Here is a 16,427-nt window from a genome sequence, read left to right as displayed (position 1 = left end):
ACCATGCCCGACACCACGGACGACGCCCTGACCTACGCCCCCGTGGGGGTCACCCGCCTGCGTGCGCGCGACGGCGACACCTGGCGGCACGCGGGCGTCGACGCCACGTTCCGCGTCCTGGCGGTCCGGCACCGTGTGGTGCGCGGCGGCACCGAGGCGGACCACGCCGCGCTGGCCGACGACGTGCGGTCGTGGCGGCTGCACCGGTCCGCGGGCGTGGGTATCGAGGCGGACGGCCCGGCCGCGCCGGGGGTCCACGTCGTCTCGGTGCTCGGCGCCGGACCCGTCGCGGTGCGCGGGCCGTGCCGCGTGCTGTGGGCGGACGCCGAGGGGTTCGGGTACGGCTCGCTCGCCGGGCACCCGGTCGCGGGGGAGGAGGCGTTCCGGGTGACGCGGGACGCGGCCGGTGACGTCTGGCTGGAGGTGGAGGCGTACAGCCGGCCCGTGCTGGTGTGGGCGCGCCTCGCCGGGCCGCTCGTCCCGCTGGCGCAGCGGGCGTACGTGGCGAACCTCGCGCGTGCCGCGCGGGCGCTGCACCGTCGGCGCGCACGCGGACGCGGCGCGGGCGCCGGTGGCACGATGCCCGGGTGAGCGGTCCCCGTCCCGACCCTGCCCCTGCCGTCCCGACGTCGCCGGACGCCCTCGGTGCCGTCCCGCGCGCGCTGCGCGGCCGCGTCGTCACACCCGCCGGCGTGCTCGAGGACGGCGTGGTCGTCGTCGAGGGCGACCGGATCGTGTGGGTCGGACCGGCGCACGACGCGCCGGAGGCGCCGCCCGCCGCGCCGCCGGACCGGGTCCGGACGCTGCTGCCGGGCCTCGTGGACCTGCACTGCCACGGCGGTGGCGGCGCGGGGTTCCCCGACGCGCTCGACGCCGCGGACGTCCGCCGCGCGGCCGACGAGCACCTGCGCCACGGCACGACGTCGCTCGTCGCGTCGCTCGTGACGGCGCCGCGCGACGTCCTGCTGGCGCGGACCGCGCTGCTCGCGGACGCCGCGGACGCCGGTGCCCTCGCGGGCATCCACCTCGAGGGGCCGTTCCTCTCGGCGGCCCGGTGCGGCGCGCAGAACCCCGGCGACATGGTCCCGGGCGACCCGGACCTGGTGCGCGAGGTCGCCGCGGCGGCGCGCGGCCACCTCGTGACGATGACCGTCGCCCCCGAGGTCCCGGGGGTCGCGGACGGTGTCGTTGACGGGGTCGCGGACGGGGTCGCGGACGCACGCGGTGCCGACGCGCCCGACGACGCCGTCCGGGCGCTCGTCGCGGCCGGCGCGGTGCCGTCCGTGGGGCACACCGACGCGTCGGCCGAGGTCGCGGGCGCGGCGATCGACCGGGTGTTCGACCTGCTCGCGACGACGCGGGGCGCCCGGTCGGGCCGCCCCACCGCCACGCACCTCTTCAACGGCATGCGCCCGCTGCACCACCGCGACCCGGGGCCCGTGGCGGCGTGCCTCGCCGCGGCGGCCGCCGGGCGGCTCGTCGTGGAGCTCGTCGCGGACGGCACGCACCTCGCCCCCGCCACGGTCCGCACGGTGCTGGAGCTCGTGGGCCCGGACGCGGTCGCGCTCGTGACGGACGCGATGGCGGCGGCCGGGATGCCCGACGGCGACTACCGCCTGGGCCCGCTCGCGGTCCGCGTCGTCGACGGCGTCGCCCGGACGGTCGGGCCGGACGGCGCGCCGGGTGCCATCGCGGGCGGCGTCGCGCACCTGCTCGACGTCGTGCGCCACGTCGTCGGGGCGGGCGTGCCGCTCGCGGACGCGGTGCGCAGCGCGGCGACGACGCCGGCGGCGGTGCTCGGCCGCGCGGACGTCGGCGCGCTGGTCGTCGGGCGCCGCGCGGACCTGCTCGTCACGACGGACGACCTGCGGCCGGTCGCGGTGGCTCGCGCCGGCCGCTGGGTCGCCGGCGCGCCCGCCGACGTCTGACCGCCGGTGCCTACCACCGACGCCCGAGCACCGACGTCTGACCACCGACGCCTGACCGCCGACGCCTGACCGCCGTCGTCGGGCGCGGCGCCTCAGCCCAGCCGCACCGTCGCCAGCCGCGCCGGGCCCTCGAGCTCGACGCGCAGGTCGACCACGTCGGCGGACGGCCCGGCGAACGGCGCCGTGACCGTCGCCCAGTCGTACCGGCCGCCGCCCTCCGGCACGTCGACGCGGGCGAGGAGCCGGCCCGTGACGTCGTCGCGGACGGTGACCGACGCCGCGCCCGGCCGCGTGCGGGCGACCTCGGCGGTGATCGTCGTCGCCCCGGCGGTCGCGCACGTGCGCAGGACCACGTGGCCGCGGCCGCGCCCGCGCGGCACCTGCACGGCGTCGCCGGCGTCGCGCGTCCGGTCGGTCAGGACGAGCCCGGCGCGCGCGTCGGCGTCGGCGGCGCGCACCGCCCGCCCCACGAGCACGCGCGGCGGCACGGCCGGGCCTGTCACCTCGACGCTCGTCCGCAGCGGCAGCGTGGTGGCCGACGGGCCGGCCCCGAGCACGTAGGTGCCCGGCTCGACCACCCACCGGTCGCGCGTGACGTCCCACGTCGCGAGCTCGCGCACCGGCACGCGCAGCACGACGTCGGCCGACGCGCCGGGCAGCAGGGCGACGCGCGCGTGCGCGAGCAGCCGGCGGGGGAAGGCCAGGCGGTGCTCCGGCGCGTCCACGTGCACCTGCACGAGCTCGTGCGCGGTGCGGGGGCCGTCGTTCGCCACGGTGACGCGCACCTCGACGGCCGGCTCGCCGGCCGCCGGCGCACCGCCGGGCCCGCGGGCCGGGTCGAGACCGGTGACGTCGTGCGCGGCGGGGGACGCGAGCGCGGCGACGTAGCGCACGGCCCCGTACGTGAGCCCGTGCCCGAGCCCGTACCGCGGCGGCGTCGGGCACCACCAGTCGGTCGTGCGCGCGCCCACGACGTCGTACTCGAGCAGGTTGCCGGCCTGCGCGGCGTCGGCGGGCCACCACTGGGCGAGGCGGCCGGTCGGCTCGACGTCACCGACGAGCACGTCGGTGAGTCCCGGCCCGAGCTCCTGGCCGCCGTGCGACGTCCAGACGACGGCGGACGCGGCGTCGGTCTCGGGCGGCAGCACGTACGGGTACGACGACACGACGAGGAGGACCGTGCGCGGGTTCGCGCCGGCCGCCGCGCGCCACAGCGCCCGCTGGGCCGCCGGCAGCTCGAGGTCGGGCCGGTCCTCGGTCTCGCGGCCGTGCAGGTGCGGGTCGTTGCCGGCGGTGACGACGACGACGTCGGCGTCCGCGGCGACGCGGGCGACCTCCGCCGCGCCGGACCGCACGACGCGCACGGCGAACCGCTCGGCGCTGCCCGGGCCCTGCGCCTCGGCGACGAGCGTCCCGGCCTCGTCGTGCTGCACACGCACCCAGCGCCCGGACCCGACGTGCTGCAGCGACCACGTCCCGTCGTCGTGGCGGTGCGCGCGGAACGACTCCTGCGCGACCCAGCCGCCGACCCGCGTGGCGTCGGCGCGCAGCACCCACCCGACGCCGCTCCAGAGCCGGTCCGCCTGGACGCCGCGCAGCGTGAGCAGCCCGTGGCCCCAGTCGACGACGTCGACGAGCGTCCCGTCGCCGCCCTCGCCGTCCGCGACAAGGGTGCCGTCCGCGAGCGGGCGGACGTCCCCGCCGGTCGTGGAGCTCGTCAGCACCACGCGGTCGGCGCCGTCCGCCACGGCGACGCGGTCGGTGCCGAGCCGGTCGGCCAGGGCCGTGCCGAGCCCCGTGAGGTACGGCGGGGTGCCCGAGTACCAGTCGTGCAGCACGCGGTCGGCGTGCGGGCCGACGACGGCGACGCGGGCGCCGGGCACGAGCGGCAGCACGCCGTCGTTCTCCAGCACCACGACGGAGCGGGCGACCGCCTCCCGCGCCAGGGCCCGGTGCGCGGGCAGGTCGATCGCGTCGGGCCTGACGACCCACGGGTCGCGGTCGGGGTCGAGCTCGCCGGTGCGGATCCGCAGCTCGAGCTGGCGCAGCACCGCGCGGTCGACGTCGGCCTCGTCGAGCAGGCCGGCGTCGAGCGCGGCGGTGACGCGCTCGACGGTGGGACGCGCGTCGGCGTCGTTGTCGGTGAAGGAGTCGACGCCCGCGCGCACCATCGCGGCGTGCGACGCGACGTGGTCGTCGAAGTACCGCTCGAAGGTCACGAGGTTGCCGGGTGCGGCGGCGTCGGAGACGACGAGCAGGGGCAGGTCGGTCCAGGACCGCAGCTCGTCGAGCAGCTCGCGCGCGACGTGGTTCGGCCGGCCGTTCACGAGGTTGTACGACGGCATGACGGCACCGACGACGCCTGCCTCGACGGGGCCGCGGAACGCGGGCAGCTCGTGCTCGCGCAGCACGCGCGGCGGCAGTCCGGAGCTCGTCACGGCCCGGTCGGTCTCGTTGTTGTAGGCGAGGAAGTGCTTGAGCGTCGGGACGGTCCGCCAGTACACCGGGTGGTCGCCGCGCAGGCCGCGCGCGTACGCGCCTGCGAGCCAGGCGGTGACGTGCGGGTCGCTCGAGAAGCCCTCCTCGTTGCGGCCCCACGCGGGGTGGCGGAGCGGGTTGACGACCGGCGCCCACACGTTGAGCGAGACGGTGGGGTCGGCCGCGTGCTTGGCCCGCAGCTCCGTGCCGACGACGGCGCCGACGCGCTCGACGAGGTCGGCGTCCCAGGTGGCCGCGAGCCCGACGGGCTGCGGGAAGCAGGTGGCGCGCCCGAGCCACGCGACGCCGTGGAGCACCTCGGCGCCGGTGCGGAACGCGGCGAGGCCGACGCGGTCGACGGCCGGCGCGTGCTGGTGCAGCAGCGCGACCTTCTCCTCCCGGGTCAGCGCCGCGAGGAGGGCGCGGGCCCGCTCGGCGACGGGGCGGTCGGCGTCGCGCCACGCGTGGTCGGCGGCGCCGGTGGCCGTGGGGTGGTCGGTGCGGTCTGCCGTGCGGACGTCGTCGGCCACGTCGCTCCCAGCTGCGTCGTCGGGTGGGTGGGGTCGGGCGGCGGCCCGGGGGTCGCCCCGCGCGGAGGGCGACGGGGGCGGGGAAGCGCTTCACGGTCGAACCGTTTCGACGCGTTCGTGCGCGGCGTCGGACCGCCGCACGTGCTGCGATCGGTCATCGTGGTGCATAACTCCGTCGCTGACAACTCCCCGACGTGTCTTGCCTCACGCCGCCGACGTGGCCTAGATTGCCGCACGTCGAACCGCTTCGACGGTGCGGTCGCCCAGCGCGACGGTGCCGCCGGCGTGAGGGGAGCGGTCGGCACGTCGCGGCCGCCGGTCACCGAGGACCGGCCGCGGCGGTGCACCGGAGCACCACCGCAGCAGCGGCAGCGACGCCGGCCCGGCCGGCACGAGCGAGCACGTCCACATCCACGAGGGAGTGAAGGGCGCTGATGAACACCACCACGACCACCCGGCGCGTCGGGGACGCGCAGGTCCGCCGACGTTCGTTCCTCGGCATGGTCGCCGCCGGCGCCGCCGTGGCGGGCGTGCCGTCGCTGCTGAGCGCGTGCGGGTCCGGCACGCCGGGCGCCGTCAGCACGCCCGGGGCGACCGCGTCGGCCGACGTCCTGCCGACCTACGTCCCCGTCGACTACGTCGAGCCGGACTACCCGAGCGTCAACGGCTCGACGCCGGGCTACGAGACGATCCCGACCGAGCTCGTGCAGTCCGTGCCCGAGGCGCCCGGCAGCGGCACGACGTTCACCGCCATGACCCCGCTGTGGGGCACCATCCCGCCGACCAAGGGCAACCAGTACTACGAGGCGGTCAACGGGCTGCTCGGCTCGACCGTCGAGTTCCAGATCACCGACGGCAACACGTACGGCGACAAGCTCGCGACCGTGCTGGCGTCGTCGCGCGACGTGCCCGACTGGGTGGTCGTGCCGACGTGGAACATCCCGCCCCGCTTCGGCTCGGAGATCGTGCCGAACCTCTTCCAGGACCTGTCCGACTTCCTCGGCGGCGACAAGGCGAAGGACTACCCGAACCTCGCCAACATCCCGACGGACGTCTGGAGGTTCTGCACGTTCAACGGACGCCTCTACGGCCTGCCCTTCCCGGGCGAGGTCATCACCGACGTCATCTTCTACCGCAAGGACGTCCTCGACGAGCTCGGGATCACGCCCGACGTGAAGGACGGCCAGGACCTGCTCGACCTGGCGAAGGAGCTCACCGGCGGCAACCGCTGGGGTGCCGAGGACCTGTGGAACACCTCGGCGATCATCCACGGGGTGCCGCCCCGGTGGAAGCTCGACGGCGACAGGCTCGTGCACCGCGTCGAGTCGGACGAGTACCGCGCGGCCCTCGAGTGGAACGCCGCGCTGTTCGCGAGCGGCGCGGTCCACCCCGACGCCGTCGCGGACCTGCGGGCCGAGGCCAAGACGCGCTTCCAGGCCGGCGAGTCGCTCATCATGAACGACGGCATGGGCAGCTGGCACGAGGCGCTGCGCGACAACCTCGGCAGCAACCCGTCGTACTGGCAGCAGCCGTTCGCGCCGTTCGCCGCGGACGGCGGCACGCCGGTGCTGTGGAAGGGCCAGCCGGCGAACATCTTCTCGTTCCTGAAGAAGTCCGACGACGAGGACCGGATCCGCGAGCTGCTGTCGCTCGCGGACGTCCTGGCCGCGCCGTTCGGCACGACCGAGTTCGACGTCGTGAACAACGGCGTCGAGGGCGTGCACTACACGCGCGGCGCCGACGGCCTGCCCGTCCCGACGCCGCTCGCGGCCACCGAGCTGCAGCCGACCTACGTGTTCCTCGTGAGCCCGCCGCTCGCCAACACGCGCGTGCAGTACCCCGGCTTCGTGAAGGCGTCGTCGGAGTGGCAGCAGCAGGCCGCCGAGTACCTGACCGAGCCGCTGTTCTACGCGCAGCAGATCGTCGAGCCGGCGCAGTACGCGTCGATCGGGCAGCCCTTCGTGGACCTGGAGCTCGACATCTCGCGCGGCCGCAAGTCCATGAAGGACCTGGACGCGGCGATCGAGACGTGGCGCGCGTCCGGTGGCGAGGAGCTGCGCTCCTTCTACCAGGAGATCCTGGACGCGCAGTGACGAGCCTCGGCCAGACCCTGCGCAACCGCGGGCGCGACCAGGTGCCCGCGCCGGACCCCGTCGCCGAGGGGGCGGGCGCGCCCGTCCCCTCGCGGCGGGGCCGCCCGCCCGTCCGCAAGCTCCCGTTCCGCACGCGGCTGCGCCGCGACGGCGCCCTGCTGCTCATGGTGGCGCCCGCCGCCGTGCTGCTCGCGGTGTTCGCCTACGTGCCCATGCTGGGCAACGTCATCGCGTGGCAGAGCTACTCGCCGTACACGGGGTTCCTCGGCAGCCCGTTCGTCGGCTGGACCAACTTCGTGCGCGTCTTCTCGAACCCGTTGTTCCTCGACGCGGTGCAGAACACGCTCGTCATCACGGCGTTCCAGCTCCTGTTCTTCTTCCCCGTGCCGATCGCGCTGGCGCTGCTGCTCAACAGCATCGTGACGCCGCGCGTCCGCACGTCGATCCAGGCGATCGTCTACCTGCCGCACTTCTTCTCGTGGGTGCTGGTCGTGACGGTCTTCCAGCAGATCTTCGGCGGCGCGGGCCTCGTCAACCAGACGCTGCGCGACGCGGGGCTCGGCTCCGGGTTCGACCTGATGACGAACCCCGACACGTTCCTCGTGCTGCTGACCATGCAGTCGGTGTGGAAGGACGCGGGCTGGGGGATCATCATCTTCCTCGCCGCGCTCTCGACCGTGCCGACCGAGCAGTACGAGGCGGCGGCCGTCGACGGCGCGAACCGCTGGCGCCGCATGTGGCACGTGACGCTCCCGGCGCTGCGGCCCGTCATCATCCTGCTGCTCATCCTGCGGCTCGGCGACGCGCTGACCGTCGGCTTCGAGCAGCTGATCCTGCAGCGCGGGGCCGTCGGCGCGGACGTCGCCGAGGTCATCGACACCTACGTCTACTACCAGGGCGTCATCTACGGGGACTGGAGCTTCGCGGCCGCCGCGGGCCTGGTCAAGGGTGTGGTCAGCCTCCTGCTGGTGCTCGGCGCCAACAAGCTGGCCCACGTGTTCGGCGAGAGCGGGGTGTACCGGAAGTCATGAGCGAGCAGACCGGACAGGCGGGTCCCCGCATCGACACCGCGGTGGTGGCGGTGCCCACCGACCTGGCGCCCGGGCGCACCCCGCGCCGGCGCCGCTCGAAGCACCGTGCGGCGTGGGAGGAGCCGCCGAGCGTCGCGGGCCAGACCGCCAAGGTGGTCGTGCTGGCGGTGGTCGTGCTGGCGATCGTCTTCCCGCTGTGGACCGTCATCATCACGAGCCTGTCGACGCAGGCGGAGACGATCCGCGCGGGCGGGCTGGTCGTCGTGCCGGGGGAGCTGACCCTCGGCGCCTACTCCCAGATCCTCTCGGGCGGCATCGTCACCCGGGCGGCGCTGGTGAGCACGGGCGTCACCGCGGTGGGCACCGTGATCTCGACCGTCGTGTCGGTGCTCGCGGCGTTCGGCCTCTCGCGGCCGTCGTCGCTGTGGCACCGGCCGATCCTCTTCGTCTTCCTCGTCACGATGTTCTTCGGCGCGGGGATGATCCCGACGTACCTGCTGGTGAGCTCGCTCGGGCTCATCGACTCGTACTGGGCGCTGATCCTCCCGGGTGCGGTGTCGGCCTTCAACGTGCTGATCCTGCGCAACTTCTTCATGGGGATCGACCAGGGCATCCTCGACGCCGCGCGCATCGACGGCGCGGGTGACTGGCGCATCCTCGGGCGCATCGTGCTGCCGATGTCGAAGGCCGTCACGGCGGTCGTCGCGCTGTTCTACGGCGTCGGGTACTGGAACGCGTTCTTCAACGCGATCCTCTACATCAACGACAACGCGAAGTGGCCGCTGCAGCTGGTGCTGCGCTCGTACGTGCTGCAGGGCGTCACGCTGCCGGGCAGCGGCGTCGGCCAGGTCGACGTCGCGTCGGGGCAGGTGACCGGCCTGCCCGTGCAGATGGCGGTGGTCGTGCTCGCGATCGTCCCGATCCTGCTCGTCTACCCGTTCGTGCAGCGCCACTTCACCAAGGGCGTCATCACGGGCGCGATCAAGGGCTGACGGCGTGCACGACGGCGGAGGGCGCCGCGGGGCGGCGGTGCGGCGGTCGGCCGACGACGGGCGGTCAGCCGACGACGGTGGCGGTGCTCGCGCGCTCGACGAGCACGGGCGCGAGCAGGCGGGTCTCCGCCGGCTCGTCCGCCTCGACCCGGGCCATCGCCATCTCGACCGCGACCTTGCCGATGGTGTGCGCCGGGATGTCGACGCTCGTCAGCGGCAGGGGCTGGTTCGTCGCGACGTCGGGCGGGCAGACGGCGACGACGGACACGTCGTCCGGCACGTGCCGGCCGCGGTCCCGGAGCGTGGCGACGACCCAGGGGAGCGCGACCTCGTTGTGCACGACGAGCCCCGTGACGTCGGGCAGGCGCTCGAGCACGCGGTCGACGGCCTCGACGGCCCCGGCCATCGACGACTCGCACGGCTCGGTGACGCCCTCGAGGCCGGCGTCGGCCACCTCCTGCGTGAACCCTCGCAGCATGCGGTCCGCGTAGGACGTGTGCCGCTCGAGCACGGCGCGCGGCGAGCCGAGGAGCGCGACGCGGCGGTGCCCGCGGCGCGCGAGGTGGCGCACCGCCAGGCGGCCGGCGGCCTCGAAGTCGAGGTCCACGCAGGACAGCCCCTCGGGATCGCGCGGCAGGCCGATGAGCACCGCGGGCTGCCGGAGTCCGACCAGCACGGGCACGCGGGGGTCGTCCGCCTCGATGTCCATCATGACCAGCGCGTCGACCATCGACCCGGAGGCGACGCGCTCCATGCCGGCGACCTCGTCGGCGGTGAGGAGGAGGACGTCGTGGTCGTACGCGCGCGCGGCCGTCACCACGCCGGTGACGAACTGCATGATGACCGAGACGTTGACGTCGACGCGCAGGGGCGCCATGAGGGCCAGCACGTTGGTGCGGCTCGACGCGAGCGCGCGGGCGCCGGCGTGCGGCCGGTACCCGAGGTCGCGGATCGCGCGCTCCACGCGCTGGCGCGTGGGCGCCGAGATGGGTCGCTTGCCGGACAGGACGTACGACACGGTGGAGGTGGAGACCCCCGCCGCGCGCGCCACGTCGTCGATGGTCGTCGCCACGCTGCTCCGTTCGTCACGCGCTGCGCGCCCGGGGGCGCACGCCCGCGCCTCGTGATGGCGTTCACCCTAGCGGGAGGCCGCGGCGGGGCGGGGGAGGTCGCGCCGACCGAGATGCGCCGCAAGCGCTTCGCCTGTGCGTCGGGTGTATCCGCGCAGGAAAAGAGGGGAGTGGCATCGGCGACCACGCCTACGACGGGGACCATGACGTCGAATCGCTTCGACGGCCCAATCGGCGCCACGTCGGTCGAAGGTGCCGCGTGACCGCCACGGACCCGCGCCCCGCGCCGCCGAGCCCCGCGCCGGCGCCCGCGCGACCGGGCCTCGACGCGCTCACCGCCCGGCGCGGCCTGCTGTACGGCGCCGACTGGAACCCCGAGCAGTGGCACCCCGACGTCTGGCGCGAGGACGTCGCGCTCATGCGCGCCGCCGGGGTCAACCTGGTGACCGTGGGCGTGTTCTCGTGGGCGCAGCTCGAGCCGCGGCCGGGCCGGTACGAGCTCGACTGGCTCGACCGCGTCCTCGACCTCGCGCACGAGCACGACGTCCTCGTCGACCTCGCCACACCCACGGCGTCGCCGCCCGCGTGGCTCGGCGCGCTGTGGCCGGGCACGCGGCCCGTCACGGCCGAGGGCGTGCGCCTGTCGCACGGCTCGCGCAACCACTTCTGCCCGTCCTCGCCGCAGTACCGCGAGCGCGCCCTCCAGGTCGCCCGGGTGCTCGCCGACCGGTACGCCGACCACCCGGCCGTGCGCATGTGGCACGTCGGCAACGAGTACGGCCAGGTGTGCTTCTGCGAGCACTGCGCGCAGGCGTTCCGCGGCTGGCTGCGGTCGCGCTACGGCGGCCTCGACGAGCTCAACCGGGCGTGGGGCACGACGTTCTGGAGCCAGCGGTACGACGAGTGGTCGCAGGTCGTGCCGCCGCGCGCCGCGCCGTACCTCGTCAACCCGACGCAGGTCCTCGACCACCGCCGCTTCGCGTCCGACCTGCTGCTCGACCTGTACCGCGAGCAGCGCGACCTGCTCCGCGCGGCGAGCCCGGGCACGCCCGTGACCACCAACCTCATGGGCTTCCACGGCCCCACCGACTACTGGCGCTGGGCGCCGGAGGTCGACGTCGTGGCCGACGACGTGTACGGCGACCCGGCCGACGCCGCGTCGCCCGTCCGGCTCGCGCTCACGCACGACCTCGCGCGCGGGCTGGCCGGCGGCGGGCCGTGGATGGTCATGGAGCAGGCCGCGGGCGCCGTCAACTGGCGCGCGCACAACGTCCCGAAGACGACCGCGCAGATGCGGCTCGACTCGCTGCGCGCGGTCGCCCGCGGCGCCGACGGCTCGTGCTTCTTCCAGTGGCGGGCGTCGGTGTTCGGCGCCGAGCGGTTCCACTCGGGGCTCGTCCCGCACGCGGGGCCCGACACGGCGCTGCACCGGGCCGTCGTGGCGCACGGCGCCGAGCTCGGCCGGCTCCGCCGGGTCGTCGGCACGCGCGTCGCCGCGCGGACCGCGCTCGTCTTCGACTGGCCGAGCTGGTGGGCGGCCGAGGAGCCCGCGCAGCCGTCGGACCGGCTGCGCGTGCTGCCTCAGCTGCTGGCGTACTACGCGCCGCTGTGGCGGGCGGGCGTCGCGGTGGACGTCGTGCCGCCCGGCGCGGACCTGTCGGGCTACGACCTCGTCGTCGCGCCGCAGCTGTACCTCGTCGAGGACGACCACGTCGCGGGGCTGCGGGCGGTCGTCGAGCGCGGCGGCATCCTGCTCCTCGGCCCGTTCTCCGGCGTGGCGGACCGGGACGGGCACGTGCGGACCGGGCGGTTCCCCGTGCCGTTCGCCGACCTCGTCGGCGGCTCGGGCGAGGAGTACGTGCCGCTGGCGGACGCCGGGGTGGTCGTCGCGTCGGACCTGCTCGGCGCGCACGTCGTGCACGACTGGGCGGAGCGCGTGCGCGTCGACGACGGCGAGGCGGTCGCCACCGTCGTCGGCGGCGACCTCGACGGCTGCGCGACGGTCGTGCGCCGTCGCCACCCGGGCGGCGGCGAGGGGTGGTACGTCGCCTCGACGCCCCCGGCGGACGTCGTCGCCGCCGTCGTGGCCGCGTGCGTCGCGGCGGCCGGCGTGGCCGGCCCCCACGGGGTCGCCGGCGACGACGACGTCGAGCTCGTGCGCCGCGGCGACGTCACCTTCTGCCTCAACGCGGCCGACGCCGAGCGCACCGTGGCGCTCGACGGCGCCTGGCACGACCTGCTGACCGGCACGGACCTCGCCGGACGGGTGCCCCTGGCCCCGCACGGCGCCCTGGCTCTGATCGAGAGGACCCCATGAAGTTCACCGACGGTTACTGGCAGCTGCTCCCCGGGGTCACCGAGCTGCGCCCGCGCCACGTCGACGACGTCGTCGCCGGCGACGACACGCTCACGGTGTACGCGTCGACGGCACCGATCGCCTCGCGCGGCGACACCCTCAACCGCCCGCTCGTCACGGTGACGTTCCACAGCCCCATGGACGGCGTCGTCGGCGTGACGATCGAGCACTTCCAGGGCGGCCTGGACCGCGGCCCGTCGTTCGCGCTGCGCCGCGAGGTCGGCGACGTCAAGATCGCGACGCCGCAGCTCACGGGCGCGCCGCTGGCGACGTTCCGGTCCGGCGGCCTCGAGGCGCGCGTGGCGACCGAGGGCGACTGGCACGTCGAGTTCGTGGCCGACGGGCGCACGCTCACGTCGTCCCTCGCGCGCAGCGTCGGCGTCCTCACGGACGCCGAGGGGCGGCACTTCGTGCGCGAGCAGCTCTCGCTGGGCGTCGGCGAGCACCTGTACGGCCTGGGGGAGCGGTTCGGGTCGCTCGTGAAGAACGGCCAGACGGTGGACATCTGGAACGCCGACGGCGGCACCGCGAGCGACCAGGCCTACAAGAACGTGCCGTTCTACGTGAGCGACGCGGGGTACGGCGTCTTCGTCGACCAGCCGGAGCGCGTGTCGTTCGAGATCGGCACGGAGGTCGTCTCGCGCGCGCAGTTCTCGGTCGAGGGGCAGTCGCTGACGTACTACGTCGTCGCGGGGCCGACGCCCAAGGACGTCCTGCGCCGCTACACCGCCCTGACGGGCCGGCCGGCGCGCGTGCCCGACTGGTCGTACGGGCTGTGGCTGTCGACGTCGTTCACGACGAGCTACGACGAGGCGACCGTCACGCACTTCGTCGACGGCATGGCCGAGCGCGACCTGCCGCTGTCGGTGTTCCACTTCGACTGCTTCTGGATGCGGCAGTTCCACTGGAGCGACTTCACGTGGGACCCGGCGACGTTCCCCGACCCGGAGGGCATGCTGCGCCGGCTCAAGGACAAGGGCCTGCGCATCTGCGTGTGGATCAACCCGTACATCGCGCAGCGGTCGGTGCTGTTCGCGGAGGGCAAGGCCCGCGGCTACCTGGTGAAGAACCCGGACGGCTCGGTCTGGCAGTGGAACATGTGGCAGGCCGGCATGGCGCTCGTCGACTTCACGAACCCCGACGCCGTCGCGTGGTACCAGGACAAGCTGCGGACCCTGCTCGACCAGGGCGTCGACTGCTTCAAGACCGACTTCGGCGAGCGGATCCCCACGGACGTCGTCTGGCACGACGGCTCGGACCCGCAGCGGATGCACAACTACTACACGCACCTGTACAACGCGGCCGTGTTCGACCTGCTCGTCGCGGAGCGCGGCGAGGGCGAGGCGGTGCTGTTCGCGCGGTCGGCGACCGCGGGCGGGCAGCAGTTCCCGGTGCACTGGGGCGGCGACTGCGAGTCGACGTTCGTGTCGATGGCGGAGTCGCTGCGCGGCGGCCTGTCGCTCGCGATGTCCGGCTTCGGGTTCTGGAGCCACGACATCGGCGGGTTCGAGGGCACGCCCGACCCGGCCGTGTTCAAGCGCTGGCTGCCCTTCGGCCTGCTGTCGTCGCACAGCCGGCTGCACGGCTCGGACTCCTACCGCGTGCCGTGGGCGTTCGACGAGGAGGCCGTCGACGTCACGCGCACCTTCACGCGGCTCAAGCTGTCGCTCATGCCCTACCTCGCGCAGGCGGGCCTGGAGGCGCACACCGACGGCGTGCCCGTCATGCGGCCGATGGTGCTGGAGTTCCCGGACGACCGCGGCGCGGCGGGCGTCGACACGCAGTACATGCTGGGGTCGTCCCTGCTGGTCGCGCCGGTCTTCGACGCCGAGGGCGACGTGGACGTGTACGTGCCGGAGGGCACGTGGACGTCGCTGCTCACGGGCGAGCACGTGACCGGCCCGCGGTGGGTGCGCGAGCGGCACGGCTTCGCCTCGCTGCCGCTGTACGTGCGGCCGGGCACGGTGCTGCCGGTCGGGGCGCGGACGGACCGCCCCGACTACGACTTCGCGGACGGCGTGACGCTGCACCTGTTCGACCTGCCCGACGGGCACCGCTCGACGACGCACGTCCCCGGCCCGGGCGGCACGCCCGGCGCCGTCTTCACCGTCACGCGCCGGGGCGACCGGGTGCGTGTCGAGGCGTCCGGGACCACGGATCCCTGGGCGGTGCAGGCGCACGCCGGTGCGCGCGTGGACGCGGCCGCGGGAGAGGACGCGGTCGAGCTCTCGCTCTGACCCGGTGCGCGCGGGCGGGTCCGCGGGCGGTGCACGCCGTCCGCGGGCCCGCGCCCGCGCCGACGTGGGAGGCTCGTCCCGGACGCGCTCCGGACGCGCGTGCCGGCACGTGCGAGAGCGATCCCACGGCGTGTATCGTATCGATTCGACCCGCGCGGCACCGAGGCCGCGACGCGCCGGGGTCCGCCCCGGCACCGAGCTCGAAGGGCCAGCCATGATCAGCACCACCCGGCCGTCCGGCCGTCCGTTCCCCGCCGACTTCCTCTGGGGCTCCGCCACCGCGTCGTACCAGGTCGAGGGTGCGGCGCACGAGGGCGGGCGCGGCCCGTCGATCTGGGACACCTTCTCCCGCACGCCGGGCAAGGTGCTCAACGGCGACACCGGTGACGTCGCCGTCGACCACTACCACCGGCTCGAGCAGGACGTCGCGATCATGGCCGACCTCGGCCTCGAGGCGTACCGCTTCTCGATCGCGTGGCCCCGCATCCAGCCGACCGGCACGGGCGAGGCGAACGCCGAGGGCCTCGCGTTCTACTCCGAGCTCGTCGACCGCCTGGTCGGCGCCGGCATCAAGCCCGTCGTGACGCTCTACCACTGGGACCTGCCGCAGGCCCTGGAGGACGAGGGCGGCTGGACCAACCGCGCCACCGCGTACGCGTTCGAGGAGTACGCGCGGGTCGTCGCGCGTGCACTCGGCGACCGGGTGCACCTGTGGACCACGCTCAACGAGCCGTGGTGCTCCTCGTTCCTCGGCTACGGCTCCGGCGTGCACGCGCCGGGCGTCCAGGACGCCGCCGCCGCGCTCGCCGCGGTGCACCACCTCAACCTCGCGCACGGTCTCGCCGCCCGCGCGATCCGCGAGGAGCTCGGCGCCGAGACCCCGGTCTCCGTCACGCTCAACCTGCACGTCACCCGCGCGGCCTCGGACGACCCCGAGGACGTCGACGCCAAGCAGCAGATCGACACGATCGCCAACGAGGTCTTCGTCGGCCCGATGCTCCAGGGCGCGTACCCCGAGCGGGTGTTCGCCGACACCGCGTCGATCACCGACTGGTCGTTCGTGCAGGACGGCGACCTCGAGATCATCCGCCAGCCCATCTCGGTGCTCGGCGTCAACTACTACTCGACGGGCCGCGTCCAGCGGGGCACCCCGCCGGTCGGCGACGGCAAGCCCGGCCCCGACGGGCACCGCTCGTCGCCCGTCAGCCCGTGGGTCGGCGCGGACCGCGTCGAGTGGCTCCCGCAGCCCGGCCCGCACACCGCGATGGGCTGGAACATCGAGCCGCAGGGGCTCGTGGACCTGCTCCTCGAGCTGCACGAGCGCTTCCCGGGCCTGCCGCTCGCGATCACGGAGAACGGCGCCGCGTTCTACGACACGGTGACCGAGGACGGGCGCGTGCACGACGCGGACCGCGTCGCGTACCTGCACGACCACATCGACGCGGTCGGCGAGGCCATGGACAAGGGCGTCGAGGTCGGCGGCTACTTCGTCTGGTCGCTGTTCGACAACTTCGAGTGGGCGTACGGCTACGACCGCCGCTTCGGCATCGTGCACGTCGACTACGACACGCAGGTGCGCACGGTGAAGGACTCGGGCCGCTGGTACCGCGAGCTCGTCCGCACGCGCGTCATCCCGACGCAGGAGTCCGCCGCGACGCTCTGACGTCGCAGGACCGCCCGACGGCCGGGCACCGTGGTGAGCGCCACGGTGC

The 16,427-nt window shown here is 74.9% G+C and carries 10 protein-coding genes; 8 read left to right on the top strand and 2 right to left on the bottom strand.

The genetic code is table 11. The features are described from left to right. The first annotated feature begins 3 nt into the window (after positions 1 to 3). Complete coding sequence (locus ACFUMH_RS09060; RefSeq protein ID WP_378203652.1) at positions 4 to 591, top strand: DUF1990 family protein; 588 nt, start codon at positions 4 to 6, stop codon at positions 589 to 591. Then, on the top strand, positions 588 to 1,928 hold the full coding sequence (locus ACFUMH_RS09055) for an N-acetylglucosamine-6-phosphate deacetylase (RefSeq protein WP_378203649.1): 1,341 nt from the start codon (positions 588 to 590) through the stop codon (positions 1,926 to 1,928). Before ACFUMH_RS09060 ends, ACFUMH_RS09055 begins: the two co-directional genes overlap by 4 nt. A 92-nt stretch (positions 1,929 to 2,020) precedes the next feature. On the opposite strand, the gene ACFUMH_RS09050 is transcribed toward ACFUMH_RS09055, so the two are convergent. Next, the gene (locus tag ACFUMH_RS09050) at positions 2,021 to 4,936 is read right to left on the bottom strand and encodes a glycoside hydrolase family 3 C-terminal domain-containing protein (RefSeq protein ID WP_378203646.1); all 2,916 of its coding nucleotides are present in this window, start codon (positions 4,934 to 4,936) and stop codon (positions 2,021 to 2,023) included. Positions 4,937 to 5,370: 434 nt separating this feature from the next. On the opposite strand from ACFUMH_RS09050, the gene ACFUMH_RS09045 reads away from it, so the two are divergent. From ACFUMH_RS09045 to ACFUMH_RS09035, 3 genes are read left to right on the top strand one after another with little or no spacing between them, the layout of a single operon-like run. Next, entirely contained in the window at positions 5,371 to 7,029 is a 1,659-nt protein-coding gene (locus tag ACFUMH_RS09045) for an extracellular solute-binding protein (protein WP_378203643.1), read from the top strand. Further along, complete coding sequence (locus tag ACFUMH_RS09040; protein ID WP_378203640.1) at positions 7,026 to 8,060, top strand: ABC transporter permease; 1,035 nt, start codon at positions 7,026 to 7,028, stop codon at positions 8,058 to 8,060. Before ACFUMH_RS09045 ends, ACFUMH_RS09040 begins: the two co-directional genes overlap by 4 nt. Further along, positions 8,057 to 9,052: a carbohydrate ABC transporter permease gene (locus ACFUMH_RS09035; protein ID WP_378203637.1), complete on the top strand. Its 996-nt coding sequence runs from the start codon at positions 8,057 to 8,059 to the stop codon at positions 9,050 to 9,052. Before ACFUMH_RS09040 ends, ACFUMH_RS09035 begins: the two co-directional genes overlap by 4 nt. 64 nt (positions 9,053 to 9,116) lie before the next feature. Here ACFUMH_RS09035 and ACFUMH_RS09030 read toward each other — a convergent pair whose 3' ends face one another. Then, entirely contained in the window at positions 9,117 to 10,124 is a 1,008-nt protein-coding gene (locus ACFUMH_RS09030; RefSeq protein ID WP_378203634.1) for a LacI family DNA-binding transcriptional regulator, read from the bottom strand. 257 nt (positions 10,125 to 10,381) lie between these two features. Between ACFUMH_RS09030 and ACFUMH_RS09025 the strand changes: the two genes are divergently transcribed. The 3 genes from ACFUMH_RS09025 to ACFUMH_RS09015 all read left to right on the top strand — a co-directional run bounded on the left by ACFUMH_RS09025 (position 10,382) and on the right by ACFUMH_RS09015 (position 16,378). Beyond that, positions 10,382 to 12,439 (top strand): beta-galactosidase, encoded by a 2,058-nt coding sequence (locus ACFUMH_RS09025; RefSeq protein WP_378203631.1) that lies wholly within the window; start codon positions 10,382 to 10,384, stop codon positions 12,437 to 12,439. Further along, positions 12,436 to 14,715 carry an alpha-xylosidase gene (yicI, locus tag ACFUMH_RS09020; RefSeq protein ID WP_378203629.1) on the top strand — a complete coding sequence of 760 codons (2,280 nt, stop codon included), beginning with the start codon at positions 12,436 to 12,438 and terminating at the stop codon, positions 14,713 to 14,715. The genes ACFUMH_RS09025 and yicI overlap by 4 nt, the downstream gene beginning before the upstream one ends. Positions 14,716 to 14,929: 214 nt before the next feature. After that, a complete protein-coding gene (locus ACFUMH_RS09015) occupies positions 14,930 to 16,378 on the top strand; it encodes a GH1 family beta-glucosidase (RefSeq protein WP_378203626.1) in 1,449 nt (482 codons plus the stop codon). Positions 16,379 to 16,427: the final 49 nt, after the last annotated feature.

The sequence above is a fragment of the Cellulomonas sp. NPDC057328 genome (genome assembly GCF_042667215.1).
Classification (GTDB): Bacteria; Actinomycetota; Actinomycetes; order Actinomycetales; family Cellulomonadaceae; genus Cellulomonas.
Note: the sequence above shows the minus strand (reverse complement) of the source record. Positions and strands in the feature narration are given on the sequence as shown.